The sequence below is a fragment of the Amycolatopsis sp. YIM 10 genome (assembly GCF_009429145.1).
GTDB lineage: Bacteria > Actinomycetota > Actinomycetes > Mycobacteriales > Pseudonocardiaceae > Amycolatopsis.
Map to the genome: position 1 here is coordinate 501,484 of NZ_CP045480.1, position 23,557 is coordinate 525,040.

At 70.6% G+C, this 23,557-nt stretch carries 24 protein-coding genes; 20 read left to right on the plus strand and 4 right to left on the minus strand.

What is annotated here, in order from left to right:
* The first annotated feature begins 156 nt into the window (after positions 1 to 156).
* From YIM_RS02520 to glyA, 5 genes are all read left to right on the plus strand, one after another.
* The gene (locus tag YIM_RS02520; RefSeq protein ID WP_153028792.1) at positions 157 to 1,422 is read left to right on the plus strand and encodes a M14 family metallopeptidase; all 1,266 of its coding nucleotides are present in this window, start codon (positions 157 to 159) and stop codon (positions 1,420 to 1,422) included.
* 18 nt (positions 1,423 to 1,440) lie between these two features.
* Positions 1,441 to 1,965, plus strand: coding sequence for a gamma carbonic anhydrase family protein (locus YIM_RS02525; RefSeq protein ID WP_153028793.1), 525 nt, complete (start codon positions 1,441 to 1,443; stop codon positions 1,963 to 1,965).
* 35 nt (positions 1,966 to 2,000) lie between these two features.
* Positions 2,001 to 2,441: an uL11 family ribosomal protein gene (locus YIM_RS02530; protein WP_153028794.1), complete on the plus strand. Its 441-nt coding sequence runs from the start codon at positions 2,001 to 2,003 to the stop codon at positions 2,439 to 2,441.
* Between the two features lie 64 nt (positions 2,442 to 2,505).
* On the plus strand, positions 2,506 to 3,084 hold the full coding sequence (locus YIM_RS02535) for a dihydrofolate reductase family protein (protein WP_153028795.1): 579 nt from the start codon (positions 2,506 to 2,508) through the stop codon (positions 3,082 to 3,084).
* A 117-nt stretch (positions 3,085 to 3,201) separates the two neighbouring features.
* Positions 3,202 to 4,470: a serine hydroxymethyltransferase gene (glyA, locus tag YIM_RS02540; protein WP_153028796.1), complete on the plus strand. Its 1,269-nt coding sequence runs from the start codon at positions 3,202 to 3,204 to the stop codon at positions 4,468 to 4,470.
* A 24-nt stretch (positions 4,471 to 4,494) separates the two neighbouring features.
* Here glyA and YIM_RS02545 read toward each other — a convergent pair whose 3' ends face one another.
* Together YIM_RS02545 and YIM_RS02550 are read right to left on the minus strand one after the other, a co-directional pair.
* Positions 4,495 to 5,355 carry an N-acetyltransferase gene (locus tag YIM_RS02545; protein WP_153028797.1) on the minus strand — a complete coding sequence of 287 codons (861 nt, stop codon included), beginning with the start codon at positions 5,353 to 5,355 and terminating at the stop codon, positions 4,495 to 4,497.
* A gap of 49 nt (positions 5,356 to 5,404) precedes the next feature.
* Complete coding sequence (locus tag YIM_RS02550; RefSeq protein ID WP_153028798.1) at positions 5,405 to 5,725, minus strand: helix-turn-helix transcriptional regulator; 321 nt, start codon at positions 5,723 to 5,725, stop codon at positions 5,405 to 5,407.
* 88 nt (positions 5,726 to 5,813) lie between these two features.
* Here YIM_RS02550 and YIM_RS02555 point away from each other — a divergent pair, with 88 nt between their 5' ends.
* Together YIM_RS02555 and YIM_RS02560 are read left to right on the plus strand one after the other, a co-directional pair.
* Complete coding sequence (locus YIM_RS02555) at positions 5,814 to 6,590, plus strand: hypothetical protein (RefSeq protein ID WP_153028799.1); 777 nt, start codon at positions 5,814 to 5,816, stop codon at positions 6,588 to 6,590.
* A gap of 120 nt (positions 6,591 to 6,710) precedes the next feature.
* The gene (locus tag YIM_RS02560; RefSeq protein WP_153028800.1) at positions 6,711 to 8,381 is read left to right on the plus strand and encodes an MDR family MFS transporter; all 1,671 of its coding nucleotides are present in this window, start codon (positions 6,711 to 6,713) and stop codon (positions 8,379 to 8,381) included.
* A gap of 72 nt (positions 8,382 to 8,453) precedes the next feature.
* Here YIM_RS02560 and YIM_RS02565 read toward each other — a convergent pair whose 3' ends face one another.
* The gene (locus YIM_RS02565) at positions 8,454 to 8,969 is read right to left on the minus strand and encodes an inorganic diphosphatase (protein WP_153028801.1); all 516 of its coding nucleotides are present in this window, start codon (positions 8,967 to 8,969) and stop codon (positions 8,454 to 8,456) included.
* Between the two features lie 154 nt (positions 8,970 to 9,123).
* Here YIM_RS02565 and dacB point away from each other — a divergent pair, with 154 nt between their 5' ends.
* The 13 genes from dacB to folK all read left to right on the plus strand — a co-directional run bounded on the left by dacB (position 9,124) and on the right by folK (position 22,594).
* Entirely contained in the window at positions 9,124 to 11,631 is a 2,508-nt protein-coding gene (gene dacB / locus YIM_RS48900; RefSeq protein ID WP_228004515.1) for a D-alanyl-D-alanine carboxypeptidase/D-alanyl-D-alanine-endopeptidase, read from the plus strand.
* 17 nt (positions 11,632 to 11,648) lie between these two features.
* A complete protein-coding gene (locus tag YIM_RS02575; protein WP_194240019.1) occupies positions 11,649 to 12,725 on the plus strand; it encodes a zinc-dependent metalloprotease in 1,077 nt (358 codons plus the stop codon).
* Positions 12,722 to 13,705 (plus strand): tRNA lysidine(34) synthetase TilS, encoded by a 984-nt coding sequence (tilS, locus tag YIM_RS02580; RefSeq protein WP_228004516.1) that lies wholly within the window; start codon positions 12,722 to 12,724, stop codon positions 13,703 to 13,705. The genes YIM_RS02575 and tilS overlap by 4 nt, the downstream gene beginning before the upstream one ends.
* An 11-nt stretch (positions 13,706 to 13,716) precedes the next feature.
* Positions 13,717 to 14,265 carry a hypoxanthine phosphoribosyltransferase gene (gene hpt / locus YIM_RS02585; protein WP_153028803.1) on the plus strand — a complete coding sequence of 183 codons (549 nt, stop codon included), beginning with the start codon at positions 13,717 to 13,719 and terminating at the stop codon, positions 14,263 to 14,265.
* 129 nt (positions 14,266 to 14,394) lie between these two features.
* The gene (locus tag YIM_RS02590) at positions 14,395 to 14,763 is read left to right on the plus strand and encodes a hypothetical protein (RefSeq protein WP_153028804.1); all 369 of its coding nucleotides are present in this window, start codon (positions 14,395 to 14,397) and stop codon (positions 14,761 to 14,763) included.
* A gap of 20 nt (positions 14,764 to 14,783) precedes the next feature.
* Positions 14,784 to 16,112: a WXG100 family type VII secretion target gene (locus YIM_RS02595; RefSeq protein WP_153028805.1), complete on the plus strand. Its 1,329-nt coding sequence runs from the start codon at positions 14,784 to 14,786 to the stop codon at positions 16,110 to 16,112.
* On the plus strand, positions 16,112 to 16,912 hold the full coding sequence (locus YIM_RS02600) for an ESX secretion-associated protein EspG (protein WP_153028806.1): 801 nt from the start codon (positions 16,112 to 16,114) through the stop codon (positions 16,910 to 16,912). The genes YIM_RS02595 and YIM_RS02600 overlap by 1 nt, the downstream gene beginning before the upstream one ends.
* 56 nt (positions 16,913 to 16,968) lie before the next feature.
* Positions 16,969 to 17,766: an ESX secretion-associated protein EspG gene (locus YIM_RS02605; protein ID WP_153036736.1), complete on the plus strand. Its 798-nt coding sequence runs from the start codon at positions 16,969 to 16,971 to the stop codon at positions 17,764 to 17,766.
* A 183-nt stretch (positions 17,767 to 17,949) separates the two neighbouring features.
* Complete coding sequence (gene ftsH, locus YIM_RS02610) at positions 17,950 to 20,322, plus strand: ATP-dependent zinc metalloprotease FtsH (RefSeq protein ID WP_153028807.1); 2,373 nt, start codon at positions 17,950 to 17,952, stop codon at positions 20,320 to 20,322.
* Positions 20,297 to 20,917 carry a GTP cyclohydrolase I FolE gene (gene folE, locus YIM_RS02615; protein ID WP_153036737.1) on the plus strand — a complete coding sequence of 207 codons (621 nt, stop codon included), beginning with the start codon at positions 20,297 to 20,299 and terminating at the stop codon, positions 20,915 to 20,917. The genes ftsH and folE overlap by 26 nt, the downstream gene beginning before the upstream one ends.
* Positions 20,918 to 20,952: 35 nt before the next feature.
* Positions 20,953 to 21,747, plus strand: coding sequence for a dihydropteroate synthase (folP, locus tag YIM_RS02620; RefSeq protein ID WP_153036738.1), 795 nt, complete (start codon positions 20,953 to 20,955; stop codon positions 21,745 to 21,747).
* Positions 21,744 to 22,118 carry a dihydroneopterin aldolase gene (folB, locus tag YIM_RS02625; protein ID WP_153028808.1) on the plus strand — a complete coding sequence of 125 codons (375 nt, stop codon included), beginning with the start codon at positions 21,744 to 21,746 and terminating at the stop codon, positions 22,116 to 22,118. Before folP ends, folB begins: the two co-directional genes overlap by 4 nt.
* Positions 22,115 to 22,594 carry a 2-amino-4-hydroxy-6-hydroxymethyldihydropteridine diphosphokinase gene (gene folK, locus YIM_RS02630; RefSeq protein WP_153028809.1) on the plus strand — a complete coding sequence of 160 codons (480 nt, stop codon included), beginning with the start codon at positions 22,115 to 22,117 and terminating at the stop codon, positions 22,592 to 22,594. Before folB ends, folK begins: the two co-directional genes overlap by 4 nt.
* Here folK and YIM_RS02635 read toward each other — a convergent pair.
* Positions 22,591 to 23,529, minus strand: a complete 939-nt coding sequence (locus YIM_RS02635; RefSeq protein WP_153028810.1) for a MerR family transcriptional regulator — start codon at positions 23,527 to 23,529, stop codon at positions 22,591 to 22,593. The genes folK and YIM_RS02635 overlap by 4 nt on opposite strands.
* Positions 23,530 to 23,557 lie beyond the last annotated feature (28 nt).

A 23,557-nucleotide genomic window follows, 5' to 3' on the forward strand; every position in this document is an offset into this window, starting at 1 on the left:
GTAGGTGCCGGGACTTGGTTAATCACTGGCAATCTCAGTCGGGCTACGGGTAGTTACGGCCCTTTTGTTCCGTAGCGCTACGGATTGTGCCGACCCCCCTGGGTGAGCAGGGTGGGTCGACGGGCCTTGTTCCGGGCTTGACGACGAGGAGAGCAGATGCGCAAGAGAAGAAGCGTGGCAGCCGCGCTGTCGGCGGCCGCCCTGATCGCGGCAGCGGTTGCGGCGAGCCCCTCGGTGGGCGCGGCACCGGACACCGCCGCGGCCCAGGCCGCGACGCAGATGGACTTCTACGAGGTACTGGGCACGAACTCCCCGCAGCTGCGGACGAAGGTCTCCGCCACCGGCGTGGACGTGGTCACCGCCGGCGAAACCACCACCATCATCGGCACCGGGGCCGACGCGCAGCAGTTGCGCGGGCTCGGCTTCAAGGTGGAGAAGCGGCCGGGCTTCGAGCAGTACCGGGCCAACCGCAGCGCCGACGTGACCACCGCGGCCGCCGACTTCCCGGCGGGCGACGAGAAGTACCACACCTACGCCGAGGTGGTCTCGGAACTGCAGCAGACGGTCACCGACCACGCGAGCCTGGCCAAGGTGTCCAGCATCGGCACCTCCTACCAGGGCCGCAACCTGCCGGTGATCAAGATCAGCGACAACGTCGGCACCGACGAGGCCGAGCCCGAGGTGCTGTTCACCTGCAACCAGCACGCGCGCGAGCACCTCACCACGGAGATGTGCCTGCACATCGTCAAGCGGTTCACCGACAACTACCCCACCGACACCAACGTCAAGAACATGGTGGACAGCAAGGAGATCTGGGTCATCCCGACGGTGAACCCGGACGGCTCGGAGTACGACATCTCCGGCGGCAGCTACAAGATGTGGCGCAAGAACCGCCAGGGCCAGGGCACCGACCCGAACCGCAACTGGGGCCACAAGTGGGGCTGCTGCGGTGGTTCCTCGGGCAGCCCGTCCAGTGAGACCTACCGCGGCACGGCGGCGTTCTCCGCACCGGAGGTCAAGGCCGTGGCGGACTTCGTCGGCACCCGCCGGGTGGGCGGTGTGCAGCAGATCAAGTCGCACATCGACTTCCACACCTATTCGGAGCTGGTGCTGTGGCCGTTCGGCTACACCTACGCCGACACCGCGCCGGGCATGACCGCGGCCGAGGCGCAGAAGTTCAAGTCGCTCGGCCAGCAGATGGCCGCGACGAACGGCTACACCCCGCAGCAGGCGAGCGACCTGTACATCACCGACGGCTCGGTGGACGACTGGATGTGGTACGCCCACAAGATCCTGAGCTACACCTTCGAGATGTACCCGAAGGGCTCGAACCCGGGCTTCTACCCGCCCGACGAGGTGATCCCGGCGCAGACCGCCCGCAACGACAAGGCCGTTGACATCCTGATCAACGCCTCTGTGTAAGCGCATATGGTGGGGCTCATGCCGTTGTTCTCCTTCGAGGGCGTGAGCCCCACCGTGCACCCCGGCGCCTGGATCGCCCCGACCGCGACGCTGATCGGCGCGGTGACCGTCGAGAAGGACGTGTCGATCTGGTACGGCGCGGTCATCCGCGCCGACTTCGGGAAGATCATCATCCGCGAGGGCGCCAACATCCAGGACAACTCCGTCGTGCACGTCAACGACGGGGTGTGCGAGATCGGCCGCAACGTCACCGTCGGGCACATGTGCCTGGTGCACGACTGCACGGTCGGCGAGCAGGCGCTGATCGGCAACGGCGCGACGATCCTGGACCAGTCGCAGATCGGCGAGCGCGCGCTGATCGCCGCCGGTTCCACCGTCACGCCGAACACCGTGGTCCCGCCCGAGGTGATCGCGATGGGCAGCCCGGCGAAGAAGTTCGTGCCGCTGTCGGACTCCGCGCGCGGCTGGGTCGAGCACAACGCCGAGATCTACCGGCAGTTGGCCCGCCGGCACGCGGACGGGATCGAGCCCGTCGAGGGTTGACCCTCCAGTAACCGGAGTGCCTAGCGTCCGGTGACATGGCACCGAAGACACGCAAACTCCAGTTCAGCACCACTTTGCAGCTCCCGGCCGGTGAGGCGCCGGTGGTCGACCTCGGCAAGATGCTCGGGCAGACCGGCGTCAACCTGGTCGAGATCAAGCGCGCCTACGACGCGGCCACCGCGGCCCAGCGCGGCGACGTGGTGCCCGTGGTGGTCTCGGTGTTCGAGGACCGCTCGTTCGAGCTGGTCTACAAGACCCCGCCGACCGCCTTCCTGATCCGGAAAGCACTGGGCGGCAAGGGGTCTTCGCGACCCGGCCACGAGACCGCCGGATTATTGAGCCACGCGCAGCTCCGGGAGATCGCGGTGCGCAAGCTCCCGGACCTCAACACCGGCGACGTCGAGGCGGCGATGCGCACGATCGCCGGTACCGCGCGGTCCATGGGGGTGAAGGTCGAGGAATTTCCTTCGAGGTGATGTCGAACGGGGTCGAGGCTGTTCGTAGCCATGGTGAGAGACCACCGCACCCGAGGAGCGCACCATGACCGCGACCTACACCTTCGACGTCTTCTCCAGCCTCGACGGCTACGGCTCCAACACCGGTGCCTGGGGCGGCTACTGGGGCAAGCAGGGCCCCGAACTGCTCGACCGCCGCCTCGCCCTGTACCGCGAGGAGCAGCGCATGGTCTTCGGCGCGACCACGTTCCGGTCGACCGTGCGGATGCTGGCGTCGAGCAGCGAGGGCGACGACGTCCGCGACCCCTGGGTCACGCAGCTGCGCAACCTGCCTGCCACGGTGGTGTCGAACACGCTGCGTGGCCCGCTCGACTGGCCGGACGCGACCATCGCGAGCGGGGACGCCGTCGAGATCGTCACCCGGCTCAAGGAGGAGTCCGACGTGCCGTTGCGCTCGCACGGCAGCCTGTCGCTGAACCGGGTGCTGATGAACGCCGGTCTGGTCGACCGCATCCAGGTGACGATCTTCCCGGCGCTGACCGGCCGGACCGGCGTGGACCCGGTCTTCGAGCGGGCCGCCGACTTCGACCTGGAACTGCTGGAGAGCCGGACGCTGGACGGCCACATCCAGGAACTGGTCTACCGGCCGATCCCGCATCACTGAGATAGAGTTCCCAGCGCAGCAGCGACTGGCGCCTTGAGGTGGAGCACCACCGGGAAGCGAACGTGAAAGGCCCGCACCGCGCGCCTGGGTGGGGTCGAGCACCGTCTGGAGAGAACCATGACGCACCAGCCCGCCCTGCCCACGCTCGCCGCCGCGGATCCGGAGATCGCCGGTCTGGTCGAGGCCGAGGCCCGCCGCCAGCACGACAAGATCCGGCTGATCGCCTCGGAGAACTACGTCTCGCAGGCGGTGCTCGAAGCCACCGGCACCGTGCTGACGAACAAGTACTCCGAGGGCTACGCCGGCAAGCGCTACTACGAGGGCCAGCAGAACATCGACCCGGTGGAGACGCTGGCGATCGAGCGCGCGAAGGCGTTGTTCGGCGTGGACCACGCGAACGTGCAGCCGTACTCCGGTTCCCCGGCGAACCTCGCCGCGTACCTCGCCTTCGCCAAGCCGGGCGAAACCGTGCTCGGCATGGCGCTGCCCGACGGCGGCCACCTGACCCACGGCTGGAGCGTGTCCGCCACCGGCAAGTGGTTCAACTCGGTGCGCTACGGCGTGCGCAAGGAGACCGGCCGGGTGGACCTCGACCAGGTCCGCGAGCTGGCCATCGAGCACCGGCCGAAGCTGATCTTCTGCGGTGGCACGGCGATCCCGCGCACCATCGACTTCCCGGCCTTCGCCGAGATCGCGCGTGAGGTGGACGCGGTGCTGGTCGCCGACATCGCGCACATCGCCGGTCTGGTCGCCGGTGGCGCGCACCCGTCGCCGGTCGGCCACGCGCAGGTGATCACCACGACCACGCACAAGACCCTGCGCGGGCCGCGCGGCGCGATGATCATGTCCGACGCCGACCACGCGAAGGCCGTGGACAAGGCGGTGTTCCCCGGGCTTCAGGGCGGTCCGCACAACCACACCACCGCGGCGATCGCGGTCGCGCTGGCCGAGGCGTCGAAGCCGGAGTTCGGCGCCTACGCGCACGCCATCGTGGCCAACGCCAAGGCGCTCGCCGAAGCACTGGTCGAACGCGGCTACGACCTGGTCTCCGGTGGCACCGACAACCACCTGCTGCTGGTGGACCTGACGAACAAGAAGATCGGTGGCAAGCCTGCCGCGCAGGCGCTGGACCGGGCGGGCATCGAGCTGAACTACAACACGGTGCCGTTCGACCCGCGCAAGCCGTTCGACCCGTCGGGCATCCGGCTGGGCACCGGCGCGATCACCACCCGCGGCCTGCGGCCGGAGCACCAGGTGCGGGTGGCGGAGTGGATCGACCGCGCGATCACCGCGGCCGCCGAGGATGAACAGTCCACTGTGGACGCCGTGGCCGCGGAGATCCGCGAGTTCCTTTCGGACTACCCGATTCCGGGCTACACCGCCTGATCTTCGTTCGCCGGGGCGCCGTCCTCAGGCGTCCCGGCGCCGGTCCCGGATCTCGGGGCCCGCTTCGAAGCCGGCGGATTTGTAGGTGGCCACGGCACCGACGTTGGAGCTGGGCGTGTAGACCACGACGCTCGACGAGCCCAGTTCGCGGAGCACGGCCGCGCCGGCCAGGGTGATCGCCCTGCCGTGGCCGTGACCGCGGTGGTCGGCGTGCACGCCCATCGGCTCGACCACGCCGGGCTTTCCCGGACCGGCCGACCACACCGTCACCGCCGCCACGGCGTTGTTGTCGTTGTCGTAGGCCAGCAGGCAGCGGGCGTCGGCGTACGGCACTCCGGCGGCCATCGCGTGCCAGCGCTCGTCGGTGAACGTCGACCTGCCGAACGCCGAGCGCTGCACGGCGGTCCGCGTGGACACCAGCTCCGGCCCGACCACCTCGATCCGCACGCCGGGATCCTCCACCGGTTCGGTCAGGTCGCGCCGCAGCGGCGTCCACGGCTCGTCGATGCCCCAGCCGTTCTCCGTCAGCAGGTCGTGGACGAGTGCGCCCTGGATCGCTTCGAGAAAGGCCTTGCCGGCGGGCAGCACCTCGTGCCCGGTCAGGTCGCCGGCCAGCTTCCGCGCCAGTTCCTCGTTCTGCCTGGCGTCCGGTGCGATCGTCAGCCGCAGCAGGTCGGGTCCGTCCAGCAGGCCGATGGCGAGAATGCGGCCGTCCCGGCTCCAGGTCCGGACCGCCGCGGCCGTCGCCTCCGCGCCGAACCGCCAGAACCAGCCGATGTCGCCGGGATGCAACTGGAACGGCGAGCCGTCGTACTGCCACTCGCGCAGCGCTCGCACCGCGTCGCCGAGTTCGTCGACCCGCGGCCTGCCCAACAAGATCGTCATGCGCGGATCTCACACCAACGCGCGGTCCGCCCGCACCCGGTTATTCGGCTTATTCGGCGGCGGCGTCGAGAATCCGGTTCACCAGACCGGGGAAGCGCTGCTCCAGTTCGTCGAGGCGCAGGGTGTTCATCCGCTGCCTGCCGACGTCCTCCTGCCGGATCAGCCCGGCCTTGCGCAGGCTCCGGAAGTGGTGGCTCAGCGTGGACGGCGCGACCTTCAGCCCGAACGTGCCGCACGCCCGGTCGCCGTCCTCGAGCAGCATGCGCACGATCCGGCGCCGCGTCGGGTCGGCGAGGGCCTGGAGCACGTCGTCCAGCACCACCTTGTCGATCTCCGGGTGGGTGAGCGGCGTCCAGCGTCCGAGCGGCAAGCGCGACTCCTTCTTTTCGATGGTTCACGAAGACTCTACCTGCGACGTGCTCTATTCGAGAGGTCTCGAAAAGACGACAGGAGGCGTCATGCGATCCACGATCAAGCTGTTCGTTCTCGCCACCCTCACCACCGCCGGCAGTCTTCTGCCCGCGGAAGCCGCTTCGCCGGAGTTCCCGCACCCGACTCCCGGTGGGCCCGCGCCCATTTCCGAGCCCGACGTCGCGGGCCCGGAGAACCTCGACGATCTCGACGTCACCGTGCGCCCGGACGGCGGCACGCGCGACGGGGTCGAGATCTTCTACGACCGCACCAGTCGCACCGCGACCGGCGAGAAGCCCGCCGCGATGCGCCAGTTCGTGTTCCTCTTCGACAAGTCCATCCGGTTCAACCCGGAGGCCTTCCCGGCCTGCGACCGTGCCACCTTCGAGGCCGGTGGGCCGTCGGCCTGCCCGCCGGGTTCGAAGGTCGGCTCCGGGCAGGCCGATCTGTACCCGTCGGCGGTCGCCGAGGTCGCGGTCTTCAACACGCGGTACGCCAACGGCCTGCGCGGCGTGCTGATCACCATTCCGGCGGCCGGGCTCGTGCTGGAGAACACCTTCGAGCCGGTCAGCGGGAAATACCGCGCGGACTACCGCTGGGGCTCGGACGAACTGGCCAACCCGTCCACCGTGCCACCCCAGGATCGCGCCGCGACCACGCGCTTCCAGGTGTCCTTCGGTGCGACGATCACCGACGGTGGTCGTACGCACAGCTTCGCCGAATCCAGTGCGAAACCGGGCAAATCGCTCAAATTCGGGCTGTGGAGCCATTTTGTCACCGGGCAGGTCGTGCTGCCGACGGACCGGGTGGGCCGGCCCTGGTGACGGAGCGCACAAAAATTTAGTTGCACGCTACAACAGGATCTCGGAATACTTGCGTCAGTCAGGTAGTTGAGTGATGCAAGCAAGTAGGGCCCGCTGGGGGCACGATCCGAGGAGCGAGACATGGCCGAATCCGTCGAAGAAGCCGAGCCGGTGGCTCGGGGAGGGCTGTCGCACCGGCAGATCCTCACCGTGCTCTCCGGGCTGATGATGGGCATGTTCCTGGCCGCGCTCGACCAGACGATCGTGTCCTCGGCGATGAAAACCATCGCCGACGAACTGCGCGGGCAGACCCTCCAGGCCTGGGCGACCACCGCCTACCTGATCACCGCGACCATCTCCACCCCGCTCTACGGCAAGCTCTCCGACCTCTACGGCCGCAAGCCGATGTACCTGACCGCGATCTCGCTGTTCCTGGTCGGTTCGCTGGCCAGCGGCATGGCGGGCTCGATGTACGAACTCGCCGCCTTCCGCGCCTTCCAGGGCCTGGGCGCCGGTGGCCTGATGTCGCTGGCGCTGGCCATCGTCGCCGACATCACCGCACCCCGGGAACGCGGCCGCTACCAGGGTTACTTCATGGCGGTGTTCGGCATCTCCAGCGTGCTCGGGCCGGTGGTCGGCGGTGCCTTCGCCGGACTGGACTCGTTCGCCGGGCTGGCCGGCTGGCGCTGGGTCTTCCTGATCAACGTGCCGGTGGCGCTGATCGCGCTGGTGGTGGTCACCAAGGTGCTCAACATCCCGCACACCCGGGTCGAGCAGCGGGTCGACTACCTCGGCGCGGCCACGCTGACCGTCGGCCTGGTGCCGCTGCTGATCGTCGCCGAGCAGGGTCGCGAATGGGGCTGGGGCTCGGTCACCTCGGTGCTGATGTACCTGGTCGGCGCCGCCGGGCTGGTCGCGTTCGTGCTGAACGAGCGCCGGATGGGGGACGCGGCGCTGTTGCCGCTGCGGTTGTTCCGCCGCTCGGCGTTCGCGCTCAGCACGGTGGTCACCTTCGTGCAGGGCGCCGGCATGTTCGGCGCGATGATGTCGCTGCCGCTGTACCTGCAGATCGTCAAGGGCGCCACGCCCACCGAAGCCGGGCTGCAGTTGTTGCCGCTGACCGCCGGGATCATGGTGGCCAGCCTGCTCTCCGGCCGGATCGTGGCCTCGACCGGGCGCTACAAGATCTTCGGCGTGCTCGGCCTCGGCTTGATGTCGGTGGCGATGTTCCTGTTCAGCACGATCGGGGTGGACACCCCGCTGGCGATCGTGATGGCGATGGCGTTCCTGATGGGCCTCGGCCTCGGCGGTGCCTTCCAGACCCTGCAACTGGCCGCGCAGAACGACGTCGCGCCGTCGGACCTGGGCGTGGCGACCTCGTCGACCACGTTCTTCCGCCAGATCGGCGGCACGGCCGGGACCGCGGTGTTCCTGTCGATCCTGTTCGGGTCGGTGGGGGACCGGATCGTGGCGGCGGTGGCGCGGGCGACGTCGGGCCCGGCCTACGCGGCGGCGCTGGCCAACCCGGCGAACGCGGAGTTCGCGGCGAAGCTGTCGAGCGGGCAACTCGACCTGAACGACACATCGTTCCTCAACGGACTGGACCCGGTGCTGGCGCGGCCGATCCTCGAGGGCTTCTCCAGCGCGATGAGCACGGTTTTTGTGGTCGGCGGGGTGCTGCTGGCCGCCGGGTTCGCGCTGCTGTGGTTCCTGCGGGAGACCCCGCTGGCCGACAAGTCGGCGCTGGAACTGCGGCAGGAAGCGGAGGAAGCCGAGGCGGACCCGCGACCGGTACCCGCACTGGCCCACTGAACGCACTGACCCGCTGAACGCAAGCGGGGCGCCACCCGATCAGGTGGCGCCCCGCTTGTTGTTTTCGCGTGTCTAGTGCTCGCCGCCCTCGGCTGCGATCTTCGCGAGGTTGTCCTTCTCGCGGTCATAGGAGCGCTGGATCTCCGCCTCGGCTTCGACGCGGCCGACCCAGGTCGACCCCTCGACGCTCTTGGCCGGTTCGAGGTCCTTGTAGACCTGGAAGAAGTGCTCGATCTCGAGCTTGTGGAACTCGTTCAGGTGGTGGATGTCCCGCAGGTGCTCCAGGCGAGGGTCGTCCGACGGGACGGCGAGGACCTTGTCGTCCGGGCCCTTCTCGTCGGTCATCCGGAACATGCCGATCGCGCGGCAGCGGATGAGGCAGCCGGGGAAGGTCGGCTCCTGCACGAGCACCAGCACGTCCAGGGGGTCGCCGTCCTGGCCCAGGGTGTCGTCGATGAAGCCGTAGTCGGCCGGGTACTGGGTGGCCGTGAACAGGGTGCGGTCGAGCTTGATGCGCCCCGTCTTGTGGTCCACCTCGTACTTGTTGCGCTCCCCCTTGGGGATTTCGATCGTGACGTCGAACTCCACGCCGATCCTCGCTGATCTTGTTTGGGCAAGCCCGAGCAAAGGCGGGCGGCTCACCGGTTCGTTGGCTTGACACCACTAGTGTGGACCACGCGTGACCACGGACCCGCACCGATGGGTTCTTGGTGTGAGCTGGGGGACACCGGAGGAGGGGTGCGTGCCGGACAGAACCAGGCCGGACGAGCCGGGATGGCCCGCCGAGGAGCAGTGGCCCTCGGCCGATCACGACGGCTCGCCGGGGAAAGCCGTTCCGCCCGCGCTGGCCGAGCAGGACACGCTCTGGGTGCGGACCGAGTCGGTGCCGCAGGCCACCCAGCCGGTGCAGCAGCTGCGGGCGCAGGGTTCGCTTTTCCAGCCGCAGACCCCGCCGGAGCCGCGGCAGGACACCCGGCAACCGGACTGGCCCGACCGGCGACAGCCCACCCGTTCCCCCGACCAGGAGCGACGCCCGCCGCAACCGGAACACCAGCAACCGCAGCGCTTGCAGCCTCAGGAACAGGCGCAGCGGCCGGAGCACCAGCAGTCCCAGCGGCAGCAGCAGCCGGAGCAGGCGCCGCGCCCGCAGCAGCCGGAGCGGCAGCAGCCTCACCAGGCGCAGCGCCCGCAGCAGGCGGAGCACCGGCAGCAACAATCGGAGCGGCAGCAGGCAGAGCGGGCGCAGCAGGCCGAAGCCCAGCAGCTGTGGGCGGAGCAGCAACGGTCGCCGCAGCAAACCGAGCGCCAGCAGTCGTGGGGGGAGCAGCCTCAGCGCTCCCAGCGGTCGGAGCAGGCAGAGCAGCGGCGGCAGGGCGAAAGCCAGCAGCACCGGTCGCTTCAGCAAGCTGAAGGCCAGCAGCGCCACCCCTCCCAGCAAGCCGAGAGCCAGCAGCAGCGATCGCCTCAGCAGGCTGAAGCTCATCAGCAAGCCGAAGGCCGTCCGCAGCGGTCGCCTCAGCAAGCCGAGAGCCAGCAGCAGCGGGCGCCCCAACAGGTCGAAGCCCAGCAGTGGTCGCACCAGCAGGCTGAAGGCCAGCAGCGCCACCCCTCCCAGCAAGTCGAAGGCCAGCAGCGGGCGCCTCAGCAAAGAGAAGCCCACCAGCGCCAGCAGGCCGACAGCCGCCAGCCGTGGGCTCAGCAGAGCGAAGCGGAGCACCGCGGCCCCCAGGTTCCCGTTGTGCCCGCCGTGGTCCATGCCCAGCCGATGCGTATCGAGCCGAACGGGGAGCAGCATCCCGCGCCCGCGACCACCGGGGCCGACGAGTCGCCGCCGGCTGCTACCGAGGTGGCGCCTCGCCGCAGGCGGAAGTGGCCGTGGATCGCCGCCGTGCTGGTGGTGTTGCTGCTGCTCGGCGGCGGCGGGTTCGCCGCGGTGCAGCCGTCCGTGGCGAACCGGCTCGAACTGCCGTGGGCGCCCAACAAGCCCCGCGGTGAACCGCCCGCCGCGCTCGCGGTGAATCGCCAGCTCCAGCCGCCGGGGCCGTCCGCCCCGAGTCCGACGCCCGAGGGGGTGGCGGCCGCGCTCAAGGGGCCCGCCGGTGCCTCGGCGCTCGGCACGCTCAGCGGCAGCGTGATCGACCCCGCCACCGGCACCGCGCTCTGGGCCAAGGACGCGAACAAGCCGCTCACCCCGGCCTCCACCACCAAGGTGCTCACCGTCGCCGCCGCGCTGCTGGCCATGGACCACGGCCACCAGATCTCCACCAAGGTGGTGCAGGGCGCCGACCCGGGCACCGCCATCGTGGTCGCCGGCGGTGACCCGACGATCAACTCGCTGCCCGCCGGCAAGGACTCCGTCTACCCCGGCTCCGCGCACCTCGACGACCTGGTCAAGCAGGTCATGGAGGCTTCCGGCGGCAAGATCAAGCAGGTCCAGCTGGACCTGAGCGTGTACTCGGGCGGCGGCATCGGACCGGGCTGGGCGCCCGAGGACGCGCCGTCCACCTACGCCGCCGCGGTCGAGCCGGTGATGCTCGACGGCGGTCGCAGCAGCGCCACCGACGAGAAGGCCATGCGCGTCGCCACCCCGGCGAAGTCGTTCGCGGAGAAGTTCGCGAGCAAGCTCGGCGCCTCCGCCGGTGGCAACGCGAAGGCGCCCGAGGGCGCCAAGGTGCTCGGCGAGATCAAGTCCGCGCCGCTCGCCGAGCTGATCAGCAACGTGCTGAACCACTCGGACAACCTGATGGGGGATGCGCTCGCCAGGCAGACCGCACTGGCCACCGGCGGCGAAGCCTCCTTCGAGGGCGGCGCCAAGGCCACCCTGGACGTGCTGAAGAAGAACGGCTTCAACCTCGACGGTGTGGAGCTGTCCGACGGCAGCGGCCTGTCGGTGGACAACCGGATCCCGGCCAAGGTGCTCTCCGAGGTGCTCGCGGTGGCCGCCGCGCCGGACGGCAAGGACCCGCGCACGGCCAAGCTGCGGCCGCTGCTCGGTGACCTTTCGGTCGCCGGTGGCAGCACCGGACGCCTGGTCAGCCGGTACACCTCCGGGCCGGAGGAGGCCGGGAAGGGCTGGGTGCGGGCGAAGACCGGCACGCTGTCCGGGGTGAACACGCTCGCCGGGGTGGTCCTGGACAAGGACGGCCACCTGCTGGTGTTCACGCTGATGTCGCTGGGCTCGGAGTCCGACGCGGCGCGCAGCGCGCTGGACGCGGTGGTCGCCGAGTTACGCGGTTGCGGCTGCCGATAAGCCGTATCGTCGGAGGTATGACCGTCCAGTCCCCCAAGTCCCCGGAATCCGCTGGCGAAACGGACCGCACCAGACCGGTGGTCGACTGGTCGCTGGCCGCCTCGACCGGGGCCTTCCTGGTCCGCAGTGGCCCGGTGGTGCCGCGCGACGAGGCGGATACCGCGGTCACCGAGCTGCGTGAGCTGACCATTCCCGCCGAGGAGCACGTCCGCGAGCTGACCGGCCTCGGCACCGGCCTGCCGCTGCTGCCCGGGGAGGTGGTCGACCGCCCGGCCTGGGTCCGCTCGGCCGCCGCCGGGCTGGACGCGCTCACCCACAAGGCGCTGGCCAGGGAGAACACCCCGTTCGCGCCGGTGCTCGCGGCCGGTGCCGGGGTGCAGACCGGCGTGGTGCTCTCGTTCCTGGCGTCCAGGGTGCTCGGGCAGTACGACCCGTTCGGCGGGCCGGAGAAGGAAGGCCGGCTGCTGCTGGTCGCGCCGAACGTGGTCGCCGCGCAACGCGCGATGAACGTGCCCGCGCGCGACTTCCGGATGTGGGTCTGCCTGCACGAGTGCACGCACAGGCTGCAGTTCAACGCGGTCACCTGGCTGCGGGACTACTTCGCCGACGAGGTGGAACGGCTGGTCGGCGGCCTCGCCGACGCCGACGGCCTCGGTGACCTGCTGGGCAGGCTGCCGGAGACGATCAAGGAAGTCCGCAGCGGCAAGAACAAGCGGAACCTGGCCGAGCTGTTCCAGTCACCGCAGCAGCGGGCCGTGTTCGACCGCCTGCTCGCGCTGTCCACCCTGCTCGAAGGGCACGCGGACTACGTGATGGACGCGGTCGGCCCGGCCGTGGTGCCGAGCGTGGCCACCATCCGCGGCCGGTTCACCGAGCGCCGCAAGGGCGGTGGCCTGCTGGACCGGCTGCTGCGCAGCCTGCTCGGCATCGACGCGAAGATCCGCCAGTACGCCGAGGGCGCCGCGTTCACCAAGCACGTGGTCGCCAAGGCGGGCATGGACGGCTTCAACGCGGTCTGGACCTCGCCGAACACCCTGCCCAGCCGGGCCGAGATCGCCGATCCGGACGCCTGGCTGCGCCGCATGGGCCGGTGAAGCCGGATCCCGCGGTCGCGCGGGTGCGCCGGGCGGTACGGGAGTTCTTCGGCGAGCCGACGCGGACCGCGGCGCTGACCTCGGGCGAGCTGGGTGTCGCGGTCTCCGGCGGGGCGGATTCGCTCGCGCTCGCCGAGGCCGCCGCGTTCACCGGTCACCGCCTCGGCGTGCGCGTGCGCGCGCTGGTGGTCGACCACGGCTTGCAGGACGCCTCCGCCGAGGTGGCCGACCACGCGGCGGCGACCGCGCTCAAGCTCGGCGTGGACGAGGCGACCGTGCTGCCGGTCGAGGTGACCGGTCCCGGCGGACCGGAGGCGGCCGCGCGCCGGGCCAGGTACGCGGCGCTGGCGAAGGCCATGCCCGACGCGCTGGTCCTGCTCGGGCACACGCGTGACGACCAGGCCGAGACCGTGCTGCTTGGGCTGGGCCGCGGCTCCGGGCCGCGGTCGGTGTCCGGGATGCGCCCGCTGGACCCGCCGTGGGGCCGCCCGCTGCTCGACCTGCCGCGCTCGGCGACCGAGGCGGCCTGCGCGGCGCTCGGGGTCGAACCCTGGTCCGATCCGCACAACACCGATCCGCGGTTCACCCGCGTCCGGCTGCGCCGTGAAGTCCTGCCGTTGCTGGAGGACGTGCTTTCCGGCGGGGTCGCCGCCGCGCTGGCCAGGACCGCGAAGCAGTTGCGGGAGGATTCCGAGGCACTGGACCAACTGGCCGACGAGGTGCTGCTGGCCGCCCGGAACGGCCCGGTGCTGGAGATCGAGCCGCTGCTCGGCGCGCCGGCCCCGCTGCGCCGCCGTGCGCTGCGACGATGGCTCATGGAGGCGGGCGTGCGTGATCTCACCGACGCCCACCTGCGCTCCGTCGACGACTTGGTCGGTGCCTGGCGGGGACAGGGCGGTGTTTGGTTACCCGGCGACTTGGTGGCCGGGAGGGCGCATGGCAGGCTGAGCCTGCTCCCACCCGGACAGACCAAGAGTTAAAGGGGAAACCCGTGTACGAAGGCGACATCGCCTCCGTGCTCATCACCGAGCAGCAGATCAACGACAAGATCACCGAACTCGCCGAGCAGGTGGCCGCCGACTACCCACCCGGTGGCACGGACCTCCTGCTGGTCGGGGTGCTCAAGGGCGCGGTGATGTTCATGACCGACTTCGCCCGCGCGCTGCCGGTACCGGCACAGCTGGAGTTCATGGCGGTGTCCTCCTACGGTTCGGCGACCTCGTCGTCGGGCGTGGTGCGCATCCTCAAGGACCTCGACCGCGACATCGCCGGGCGGGAGGTGCTGATCGTCGAGGACATCGTCGACTCCGGCCTGACCCTGTCCTGGCTGCTGAAGAACCTCGCCAGCCGCAACCCGGCCTCGCTGCAGGTGTGCTCCCTGCTGCGCAAGCCGGAAGCGGTCAAGGTGGACGTACCGGTCAAGTACATCGGCTTCGACATCCCGAACGAGTTCGTCGTGGGTTACGGGCTCGACTACGCCGAGCGGTACCGGGACCTGCCCTACATCGGCACGCTGGACCCGAAGGTCTACTCGTCCTGACCGGCGAGAAAGCGGGGAACCTTCTTGCGGGAGAACGCGTCATAGGTCCGCATCGGTTGCGTTAACCTATGCGAAGGACGGATCTGGTCGCGGCGTGGACGCGACCGACCTGGGGACAGGAGAGGCAGGATGGGGAACAGCAGCTTGGCGGACGCCGCCGCCTTCCGCAACGCCGCGGCCACCGGCCAGGTGGGGGTAGACCCCGACGCCGCGCAGACCGTGTTGAACAAGATCCGCACGGGCAAGGACGCGGTCGAAGCCCTGCTCAGCGGGGCGGGCACGCTCGCCGAGCCGCCGAAGCTCGGCGCCAACCCGGTCGGCCAGGCCATCGCCGCGAAGGTCTCGGACCGCGCCCAGGGTGGCGGTGACTCCTACGCGACCGCGCTGCAGAACCTGCTCTACCAGTACGAGCAGGCGGAGCAGGGCATTCTCGCCGCGATGAAGCACTACCAGGACTTCGAGCACGACACCGTCAACGCGCTCAACGGCCGCGCGTGAGACTCAGGGGGTAACCGAGCATGGCACCGCAGGATGGGTCGAACGTCCCACTCGGGGACAACTCGTCGACCGTCGACATCGTGGAGAGCGCCCGCGGCCGGACCGACGGGCCCGACATCGGCGACGACCGCGCGATCACCAACCCGCCGAACTGGCAGGCGCAGGAGAGCCAGCAGCTCTACGAAGGCGCCACGGTGAACAACGACCCCGGCACCGCCGAGGCCACCAGCCAGGTCTGGTCCCAGCACAGCAAGGACCTGACCCAGGCGGCCAACGACCTGTACAACGCGATCAGCGAGCTCGGCGCGGCCTGGGTCGGCCAGGGGGCCGGCGCCGCGCAGGGCACGCTCGTGGCCATCGCCAACTCCAGCTCCACCGCTTCGCAGGCGGCCAGCACCATGTCCACCCGGCTGGCGCAGCAGGCCGCCGCGGCGGCCGAGGTGAAGAAGATGCCCGCCCCCAAGCAGTTCGACCCGCAGAAGCAGACCGAGGCCATGCTGGCCGGCGGTCCGGCCGCGATGGTCGCCGACATGAAGGCCCAGTCGGACGCCGCGGACGAGGTCAAGGCCCAGCAGGTCGCCTTCTTCAACCGCTACACCCAGGCGATGTCCGAGGTGGACAGCACCACGCCGAGCTTCGGCCCGGAGTCGCTCGGGCTCAAGCCGTTCACCGGTACCGGCCCCTCGGGGCTCGGCCTGACCGGCGTCAGCGGTGGCGTGCCCTCGGTCGGCGGTGCCTCGGTGACCGGCCCGTACGGCGGGTACAGCGGTGACTACGCGGGCAGCGGATCGCCCGGGCTGGGCAGCAGCTCGTCCGCCGCCGCGCCCGGTGCCTCGGTCAGCTCGGCCACCACGCAGGCCGGTTACGCGCCGGGCCAGGGCGTCGGGGTGGGGACCGGCGTTGGTGCCGGTGCCGCGCCGACCGCGCCGCCGCCCGCCGCGCCGACCGGCAACCCGGCCGCGGCGCTGGGTGCCGCGGGTCTCGGCGGTGCCGCCGGTCTCGCCGGTGGCCGGGCGCTGAGCAGCGGGAACCGCAGCGGGGCCACCAGGTCCGCCGCTTCGGAGACCGGTGCCGCCGCGCAGCAGGCGCCGAACAGCGCCGCCAGCGCCACCCCGCAGAACGCGGGCGTGGTTTCGCCGGGCGGCACCATCGGCGGCCAGGGCGCGCCCCCGATGGGCATGGGCGGCATGGGTGGCATGGGCGGGGCCCACGGTGCCCAGGCCCAGGAGGAAGAGGAGCACACCCACGCCTCCTTCCTGATCGAGCCCGACCCCGACGACGCGTTCGGCGCGAACGAGGCCACGCCGCCGCCGGTGATCGGTGCTTGGACCGACGACGAGGACCGTTAATGGCGCAGGCGGAGCTGCTGACTCCGCTGGAGCTCGACTTCCTGTGGGAGTCCTACGGCAACGCCGAGTTGCCGTATCCGCTGAAGGCCCGCTCGCACGGCGACACCGTCGACGAGCGGGCCACGCTCCGGCAGCAGGTGCTGACCGGGCTGGTGCAGCGCGGGGTGGCCGACAGCCGCGGCCGCCCCGAGCCGTACATCGAAGACTGGTTCGGCGTGCTGTCCGGCGCGGACCTGAGCCTGGACTCGGTGCACCTGCCGAACCCCGGCATCGAGCCGATCCTGGCGGTGGCCTCCGCGCTCGGCGGGCAGGGTCTGCTCGCCGTGCAGGACCACCGCGGCCTGCACCTGCACCAGACCCCGGCCGACGGGCTGGCCAGCGCCATCGTCAGCCTGCTGCCGCCGGCGCCCCGCGGCAGTGAGAAGTCCATCACCGTGCCGCTGGAGCAGCTGATCTCCGGTTCGGGCGTGGACTTCATGCAGCGCCGCGGTCCGGCCGGGGCCGACGGCCGGTCGAGCGCCGACGAGGACCGCAAGGCGCTGGCCCGGCTGCACGCGCAGCCCCGCCTGCGCGGCGGCCAGATCGGCGCGAACGCCCGCAACCGCACCGGCGGCAAGGTGCGCACGCCGGTGCTGAGCTGGTTCGACACCGAGTCGGGCCGCTACTTCACCCAGGCCACCCGCGGTCGCGACGGCCGCGACTGGATCACCATCGCCCCGGCGGACGCGGCCACCCTGCGCAACCGCCTCGGTGAGATGCTCGCGGGGGCCGCCAGCGACGCGGGCGCCGCCCGCATCTGAGACCCCACCCGTACCCGGAGGAGGAGTAAGTGCCCGCACAGGAGTTCTTCACGCCGATGGCGTTCGACTTCCTCTGGGAGGCGATGAACATCGGGGAACTCCCGTATCCGCTTCGGGTCCGCTCGCACGGCGACACCGAGGACGAGCGGATCGCGTTGCGGCAGCGGGTCAACGCCGAATTGAAGGCGCGCGGGGTGCGGGACGCGCACGGCAGGCTCGAACCGCACATCGAGGACTGGCTCACCCTGCTGGCCAGGCCGACCAGCAGCATCGACGCCCTGCACATCCCGGACTTCCAGGCGCCGCCGGTCGGCGTGCTCGCCGCGTCGGACGGCCGGGACGCGGTGGTCGCGGTGCAGGACAACGACGGCATCTGGCTGCGGCCCGCCTATCCGGAGAGCCTGGTCTCCTCGGTGATCGACCTGCTGCCCGCCGGTCCGCGCGGCACCGAGGCGTCCATCACGCTGCCGCTGCAGGAAGCCATGCGCACGCCGCCGAAGCGCCCGGTGCTCTCCGGTGCGAACGGGGCGGCCAAGGAGGGCGAGGGCAAGGGCCGCGAACGCCGCCGCCCCTCGCTGTCCGAGCGCCCGAGCGATCCGCGCGAGGCCTACGCCCTGCTCTCCGGGCAGCCGCGCATCCGCGGTGGTCAGCTGGCGGCGAACACGCGGAACTCGATGGGCACCCGCCGCCGGTCGCCGGTGCTCGCCTGGTTCGACACCAGCACCGGCCGTTACCTCAGCCTTTCCCGGCCCGGCCGCGATGGGAGCGAATGGGTGACGGTGGCTCCCGCCGACCCGAAGACGCTGCGCAGCCGCCTCGGTGAGATGGTGGCTGCACTGGGTGAGACCCGGTAGGGAACACATCCGCACGCACATCCGTTGACCTGCGGGAGGCGCGCACAGGTGCCCGTCCGAGGTGGGCGGTACCCTGGTGGGACGCGTAGCCCCGTGCGCCGCTGAACTTGTCAAGATCGTGACGGCGGATGTCACACAAACCGCCTAATCAGGGAGGGCTGAGGCCAACCACGGCCGAGTCATATGGACCGGAAGCGCCTGCTCAAGAACCCACTGCTGTGGATCCTCGCCCTCGTGCTGCTCTACTTCGTGTTCTCCACGATCTTCGACAGCGATCGCGCCTACACGCAGACCCCGACCTCCCAGGCGATGGCCCAGGTCACCAGCGGGAACGTCAAGGAAGCGAACCTCGAGGACAAGGAGCAGCAGCTCAAGCTGACCCTGGCCAACCCGATCGAGGTCGACGGCAAGCAGGTCACGCAGATCCGCACGCAGTACCCGGCCGAGGCCGGGGACGAGATCTACAACGGCCTGATCGCGGCCAAGAACAACGGCCAGCCGATCAAGTACGCCACCACGGTCAGCCAGGACTCGATCTTCACCCAGCTGCTGATCTACATGATCCCGCTGGCCCTGCTGCTGTTGCTGCTGATGTGGATGATGAACAACGCCCAGGGTGGCGGGAACCGCGTCCTCAACTTCGGCAAGTCGAAGGCCAAGCAGCTCAACAAGGACATGCCGAAGACGACCTTCGGTGACGTCGCCGGTGCCGACGAGGCCGTCGAAGAGCTGTACGAGATCAAGGACTTCCTGCAGAACCCGGCGCGCTACCAGGCGCTCGGCGCGAAGATCCCGAAGGGCGTGCTGCTCTACGGGCCGCCGGGTACCGGTAAGACGCTGCTGGCCCGCGCGGTGGCCGGTGAGGCTGGCGTGCCGTTCTACACGATCTCCGGTTCGGACTTCGTGGAGATGTTCGTCGGTGTCGGTGCCTCCCGTGTCCGCGACCTGTTCGAGCAGGCCAAGCAGAACGCGCCGTGCATCATCTTCGTCGACGAGATCGACGCGGTCGGCCGCCAGCGTGGCGCCGGCCTCGGCGGTGGCCACGACGAGCGCGAGCAGACGCTGAACCAGCTGCTGGTCGAGATGGACGGCTTCGACGCGCGTGGCGGCATCATCCTGATCGCCGCCACCAACCGCCCGGACATCCTGGACCCGGCGCTGCTGCGCCCCGGCCGGTTCGACCGCCAGATCCCGGTGTCCGCGCCGGACATGCGCGGCCGCCGCGCGATCCTCGGTGTGCACTCCAAGGGCAAGCCGATCGCGCAGGGCACCGATCTCGACGCGCTGGCCAAGCGCACGGTCGGCATGTCCGGTGCCGACCTGGCCAACGTGATCAACGAGGCCGCCCTGCTCACCGCCAGGCAGAACGGGCACGTGATCACCGACGCCGCGCTCGAGGAGTCGGTGGACCGGGTGATCGGCGGACCGGCGCGCAAGAGCCGGATCATCTCCGAGAAGGAGAAGAAGATCACCGCCTACCACGAGGGCGGGCACGCGCTCGCCGCGTGGGCGATGCCGGACATCGAGCCGGTCTACAAGCTGACCATCCTGCCCCGCGGGCGGACCGGCGGGCACGCCCTGCTGGTGCCCGAGGACGACAAGGAGCTGATGACCCGCTCGGAGATGATCGGGCGCCTGGTCTTCGCGATGGGTGGCCGGACCGCGGAGGAACTCGTCTTCCACGAGCCGACCACCGGTGCCTCCTCCGACATCGAGCAGGCCACCAAGATCGCCCGCGCGATGGTCACCGAGTACGGCATGAGCGCGCGGCTCGGCGCGGTCAAGTACGGCCAGGAGCAGGGCGACCCGTTCCTCGGCCGGTCGGCCGGCCGTCAGGCGGACTACTCGCTCGAGGTCGCGCACGAGATCGACGAAGAGGTCCGCAAGCTCATCGAGACCGCGCACACCGAGGCGTGGGAGGTGCTCAACACCTACCGCGACGTGCTCGACGAGCTGGTGATCGAGCTGCTGGAGAAGGAAACCCTGCAGCGCAAGGACCTGGAGCGCATCTTCGCCACGGTGGAGAAGCGGCCGCACATCACCGTGTTCAACGAGTTCGGTGAGCGCACCCCGTCGGACAAGCCGCCGATCAAGACCCCGGGTGAGCTGGCCATCGAGCGCGGTGAGCCGTGGCCCCCGCCGCAGGAGAAGCCCGTGGTGCGCCCGGCGCCGACCCCGGTCGGCACCGCGCCCGGTGGTGGCGACCTGCCCGGCGGCCCGCCGCACGGCTCCCCGGAGCCGCCGCCGAACCCGAACCCGTTCGCCCCGCCGCCGTCGGGCGGTTACCCGAACGGCGCCCGGCCGTACAACGGCCCGAACGGCACCGCGCACTGGCCGCAGCCGGGGCCGTACGGCGGTCAGCCGCCGTACCAGCCGGGCAGCGGGCAGAACCCGGCCGGACCGCCGCACTACGGCGCGCCTCCCGGGTGGACCCCGGCCACCTCACCGGGTGGCCAGCCGGCCCAGCCGTGGCGTCCCGCCGACCAGCCGCCGCCCCCCGACCAGGGTGGTCAGCGGCCCGAGGGTGACGATCAGGACGGCCAGCAGCGCCGCTGAGCACCGGGTCAGCGATGATGGTCCGGTGTTCGATCAGGATCGTGCGGAGAAGGCCGTGCGCGAGCTGCTGCTCGCGTGCGGCGAGGACCCGGACCGAGAGGGTCTGCTGGAGACGCCCGCGCGGGTGGCGCGGGCGTACCACGAGATGTTCGCCGGGCTGTACAGCAACCCGGACCAGGTGCTGGACCGCACCTTCGACGAAAGCCACGAGGAACTGGTCCTGGTCACCGACATCCCGATGTACAGCACCTGCGAACACCACCTGGTGCCGTTCCACGGGGTGGCGCACGTCGGGTACATCCCGAACAGCCACGGCAAGGTGACCGGGCTGTCGAAGCTGGCCAGGCTGGTCGACCTCTACGCCAAGCGCCCGCAGGTGCAGGAGCGGCTGACCTCGCAGATCGCCGACGCGCTGGACCGCAAGCTGGAGCCGCGCGGGGTGATCGTGGTGGTCGAGGCCGAGCACCTGTGCATGGCGATGCGCGGAATCCGCAAGCCGGGCGCGCGCACCACCACCTCGGCCGTGCGCGGCGTTCTGCGGACCTCGGCGACCTCGCGTGCCGAGGCGTTGAACCTGATCAAAGGCCGCAGGTGAACCCCGCGCTGCCGTCGCCGGGCCGGTGCGCGGTGATGGGCGTGCTGAACGTCACGCCGGACTCGTTCTCCGACGGCGGCCGCTACCTCGACGTCGACGCCGCCCTCGCGCACGCCCGCGAAATGTGGGCCAGTGGCGCCGACGTGATCGACGTGGGCGGTGAGTCGACGAGGCCGGGGGCGTCCAGGGTGGACGCGCCGACCGAGATCGCCCGGGTGCTGCCGGTGGTCAGGGCGCTCGCCGAAGAGGGCATGGTGCTGTCGGTGGACACCACGCGGGCCGCGGTCGCGGCGGCCGCGGTGGAGGCCGGGGCGCGGATCATCAACGACGTTTCCGGCGGGCTCGCCGATCCGGACATGGCGAAGGTGGCCGCGGCCACCGAGGTGCCGTGGGTGCTGATGCACTGGCGCGGGCACAGCCGGGAGATGACCAAGCTGGCCGTCTACAGCGACGTGGTCGCCGAAGTGCGTGCCGAGTTGTCGGAACGGGTGGACTCGGCGCTGGCCGCCGGGGTCGCCGAGGACGCGATCGTGCTCGACCCCGGCCTCGGTTTCGCCAAGCAGGCCGAGCACGACTGGGCGTTGCTGCACGGACTGGACTCGGTGCTGTCGCTCGGTTTCCCGGTGCTGGTCGGCGCTTCGCGCAAGCGTTTCCTCGGCCGGTTGCTGGCGGACGAGACCGGTGAGCCGCGGCCTCCTTCCGGGCGCGAGCACGCAACCGCGGCGGTTTCCGCGCTGGCCGCCGCGGCCGGTGCCTGGGGAGTGCGGGTCCACGAGGTCGGCGCCTCGCTGGACGCGGTCGCCGTCGCCGCGGCTTGGAGGCGAGGATGACCGACCGCATCACGCTGACCGGGCTGCGTGTGTTCGGGCGGCACGGGGTGTTCGAGCACGAGAAGCGCGACGGGCAGGAGTTCGTCGTCGACATCACCGTGTGGCTCGACCTCGACGAGGCCGCCGCGACCGACGACCTGACCAAGACCCTGCACTACGGCGAACTGGCGCAGCTGGCCGCGGACATCGTGGCCGGTGAGCCGTACGACCTGATCGAAAGCGTCGGCGGCCGGATCGCCGACGAGGTGATGAAGGACTCGCGGCTGCACGCGGCCGAGGTGACCGTGCACAAGCCGTCGGCGCCGATCCCGCTCACCTTCGACGACGTGGCGGTGACCATCCGCCGGTCGCGGCGCGGGGGGCGGGGATGAGCCGCGCGGTGCTCTCGCTCGGCTCGAACCTGGGTGACCGGCTCGGTTTCCTGAACTCGGTGATCACCGCGCTGCGTCCGGTCGCGGTGTCGTCGGTGTACGAGACGAAGGCGTGGGGCGTCGAGGACCAGCCGGACTTCCTGAACGCGGTCTGCGTGGTCGACGACCCGGCCCGCGACCACTGGGCGTGGCTGCGGGCCGGGCAGGAACTGGAGCGCGCGGCCGGCCGGGTGCGGGAGCGGCGCTGGGGCCCGCGCACGCTGGACGTCGACGTGGTGACCGTCGACGACGTGCGCTCCGACGACCCCGAACTGCTGCTGCCGCATCCCGGCACCCCGGAACGCGCGAGCGTGCTGATCCCATGGCTGGAGATCGAGCCGGACGCGGTCCTCCCCGGCCACGGCCCAATCGCCGACCTGCTGGCCGCGCTCCCGGACGAAGGCGTGCACCGCCGCCCGGATCTGCAGCTCGGTTAACCGATCGCGGCGCGCATGGCGTCGGTCAGCCACTGCGCGGCGGGTGCCTGCGTGGGAATCGGCGGCCACCCGTTGATGATCGCGAGCAGCTGCCAATACCGCTCAGCGCGTGGATCACCACCTTGAGCGAATCGCGCCAGCACTTCACGCCGATATGACACGTCGGACGCGTCGCGCTCGCCGGCCCAGGCGTTGAACATTTCGTCGGCGATGGCTCGTCCTTCCGGCGAATCCGGTGCTACGCCGGATGTCAGCGCCTCGTTCGCCCGGTTGAAGAAGGACGTGTGGTCCGGTTGGTCGCCGGGCGCCATCGACTCGCCCTGTTCGCGCGCGGCGGAATGGGTCTCGCTCATCGCGCGGATGAGGGCGCGGAAGTCCTCGTCCTGTACCAGTTCGGCGAACTCGATCCACGCCTCCAGCTGCTCGGCCGACGGGTCCTCCGGCAGGTCCGGTTTCGCCGACCGCATCCGGTCGTAGAACTCCTGGTTGACGTCGAGGCCCTCGACCATCTCGTCCCAGAACTCGTCGATCAGCCGGCGGCGCTGCTCGTCGGACATCGAGGCCAGTTTGCTCATCAGTTTCACTTCCTCCAGCTCGGATCCCCGTTTCGCGACCGCGCGCAGCACCGACCGCCGCAACCGCAGCCGCCGGATCTGCTCGTCGAGCGCGTCCACGTGCACCGCCGCGAGTTCGGCCACGCTGGTCTGCCCGGCCAGCGCGCGTTCCACGTCCGGCAGCCCGAGCCCCAGTTCGCGCAGGGTCTTGACCAGTTCGAGCCGGGCCATCGCGTGCGCGTCGTAGAGCCGGTACCCGGCGTGGGTGCGGCCGGTCGGCGGCAGCAGGCCCTCGTCGGAGTAGAAGCGGATCGTCTTCACCGGCAGGCCCGTGCGCCTGGCCAGCTCGCCGATGGTGAACGCGGTGTGCACAACGGGCATGCTGAACCCTCCAGTCACTGGAGAGTCA

What these genes read in the sequence shown, in the direction of transcription:
- YIM_RS02525 (WP_153028793.1), top strand. Translation starts at nt 1,441, where the DNA reads ATGCCGTTGTTCTCCTTCGAGGGCGTGAGCCCCACCGTGCACCCCGGC.
- YIM_RS02590 (WP_153028804.1), top strand. Translation starts at nt 14,395, where the DNA reads ATGGGGAACAGCAGCTTGGCGGACGCCGCCGCCTTCCGCAACGCCGCG.
- YIM_RS02520 (WP_153028792.1), top strand. Translation starts at nt 157, where the DNA reads ATGCGCAAGAGAAGAAGCGTGGCAGCCGCGCTGTCGGCGGCCGCCCTG.
- YIM_RS02555 (WP_153028799.1), top strand. Translation starts at nt 5,814, where the DNA reads ATGCGATCCACGATCAAGCTGTTCGTTCTCGCCACCCTCACCACCGCC.
- YIM_RS02595 (WP_153028805.1), top strand. Translation starts at nt 14,784, where the DNA reads ATGGCACCGCAGGATGGGTCGAACGTCCCACTCGGGGACAACTCGTCG.
- YIM_RS02560 (WP_153028800.1), top strand. Translation starts at nt 6,711, where the DNA reads ATGGCCGAATCCGTCGAAGAAGCCGAGCCGGTGGCTCGGGGAGGGCTG.
- ftsH (WP_153028807.1), top strand. Translation starts at nt 17,950, where the DNA reads ATGGACCGGAAGCGCCTGCTCAAGAACCCACTGCTGTGGATCCTCGCC.
- YIM_RS02605 (WP_153036736.1), top strand. Translation starts at nt 16,969, where the DNA reads ATGGCGTTCGACTTCCTCTGGGAGGCGATGAACATCGGGGAACTCCCG.
- YIM_RS02575 (WP_194240019.1), top strand. Translation starts at nt 11,649, where the DNA reads ATGACCGTCCAGTCCCCCAAGTCCCCGGAATCCGCTGGCGAAACGGAC.
- glyA (WP_153028796.1), top strand. Translation starts at nt 3,202, where the DNA reads ATGACGCACCAGCCCGCCCTGCCCACGCTCGCCGCCGCGGATCCGGAG.
- YIM_RS02545 (WP_153028797.1), bottom strand. Translation starts at nt 5,355, where the DNA reads ATGACGATCTTGTTGGGCAGGCCGCGGGTCGACGAACTCGGCGACGCG.
- folP (WP_153036738.1), top strand. Translation starts at nt 20,953, where the DNA reads ATGGGCGTGCTGAACGTCACGCCGGACTCGTTCTCCGACGGCGGCCGC.
- YIM_RS02635 (WP_153028810.1), bottom strand. Translation starts at nt 23,529, where the DNA reads ATGCCCGTTGTGCACACCGCGTTCACCATCGGCGAGCTGGCCAGGCGC.
- folK (WP_153028809.1), top strand. Translation starts at nt 22,115, where the DNA reads ATGAGCCGCGCGGTGCTCTCGCTCGGCTCGAACCTGGGTGACCGGCTC.
- YIM_RS02530 (WP_153028794.1), top strand. Translation starts at nt 2,001, where the DNA reads ATGGCACCGAAGACACGCAAACTCCAGTTCAGCACCACTTTGCAGCTC.
- YIM_RS02600 (WP_153028806.1), top strand. Translation starts at nt 16,112, where the DNA reads ATGGCGCAGGCGGAGCTGCTGACTCCGCTGGAGCTCGACTTCCTGTGG.
- YIM_RS02535 (WP_153028795.1), top strand. Translation starts at nt 2,506, where the DNA reads ATGACCGCGACCTACACCTTCGACGTCTTCTCCAGCCTCGACGGCTAC.
- folB (WP_153028808.1), top strand. Translation starts at nt 21,744, where the DNA reads ATGACCGACCGCATCACGCTGACCGGGCTGCGTGTGTTCGGGCGGCAC.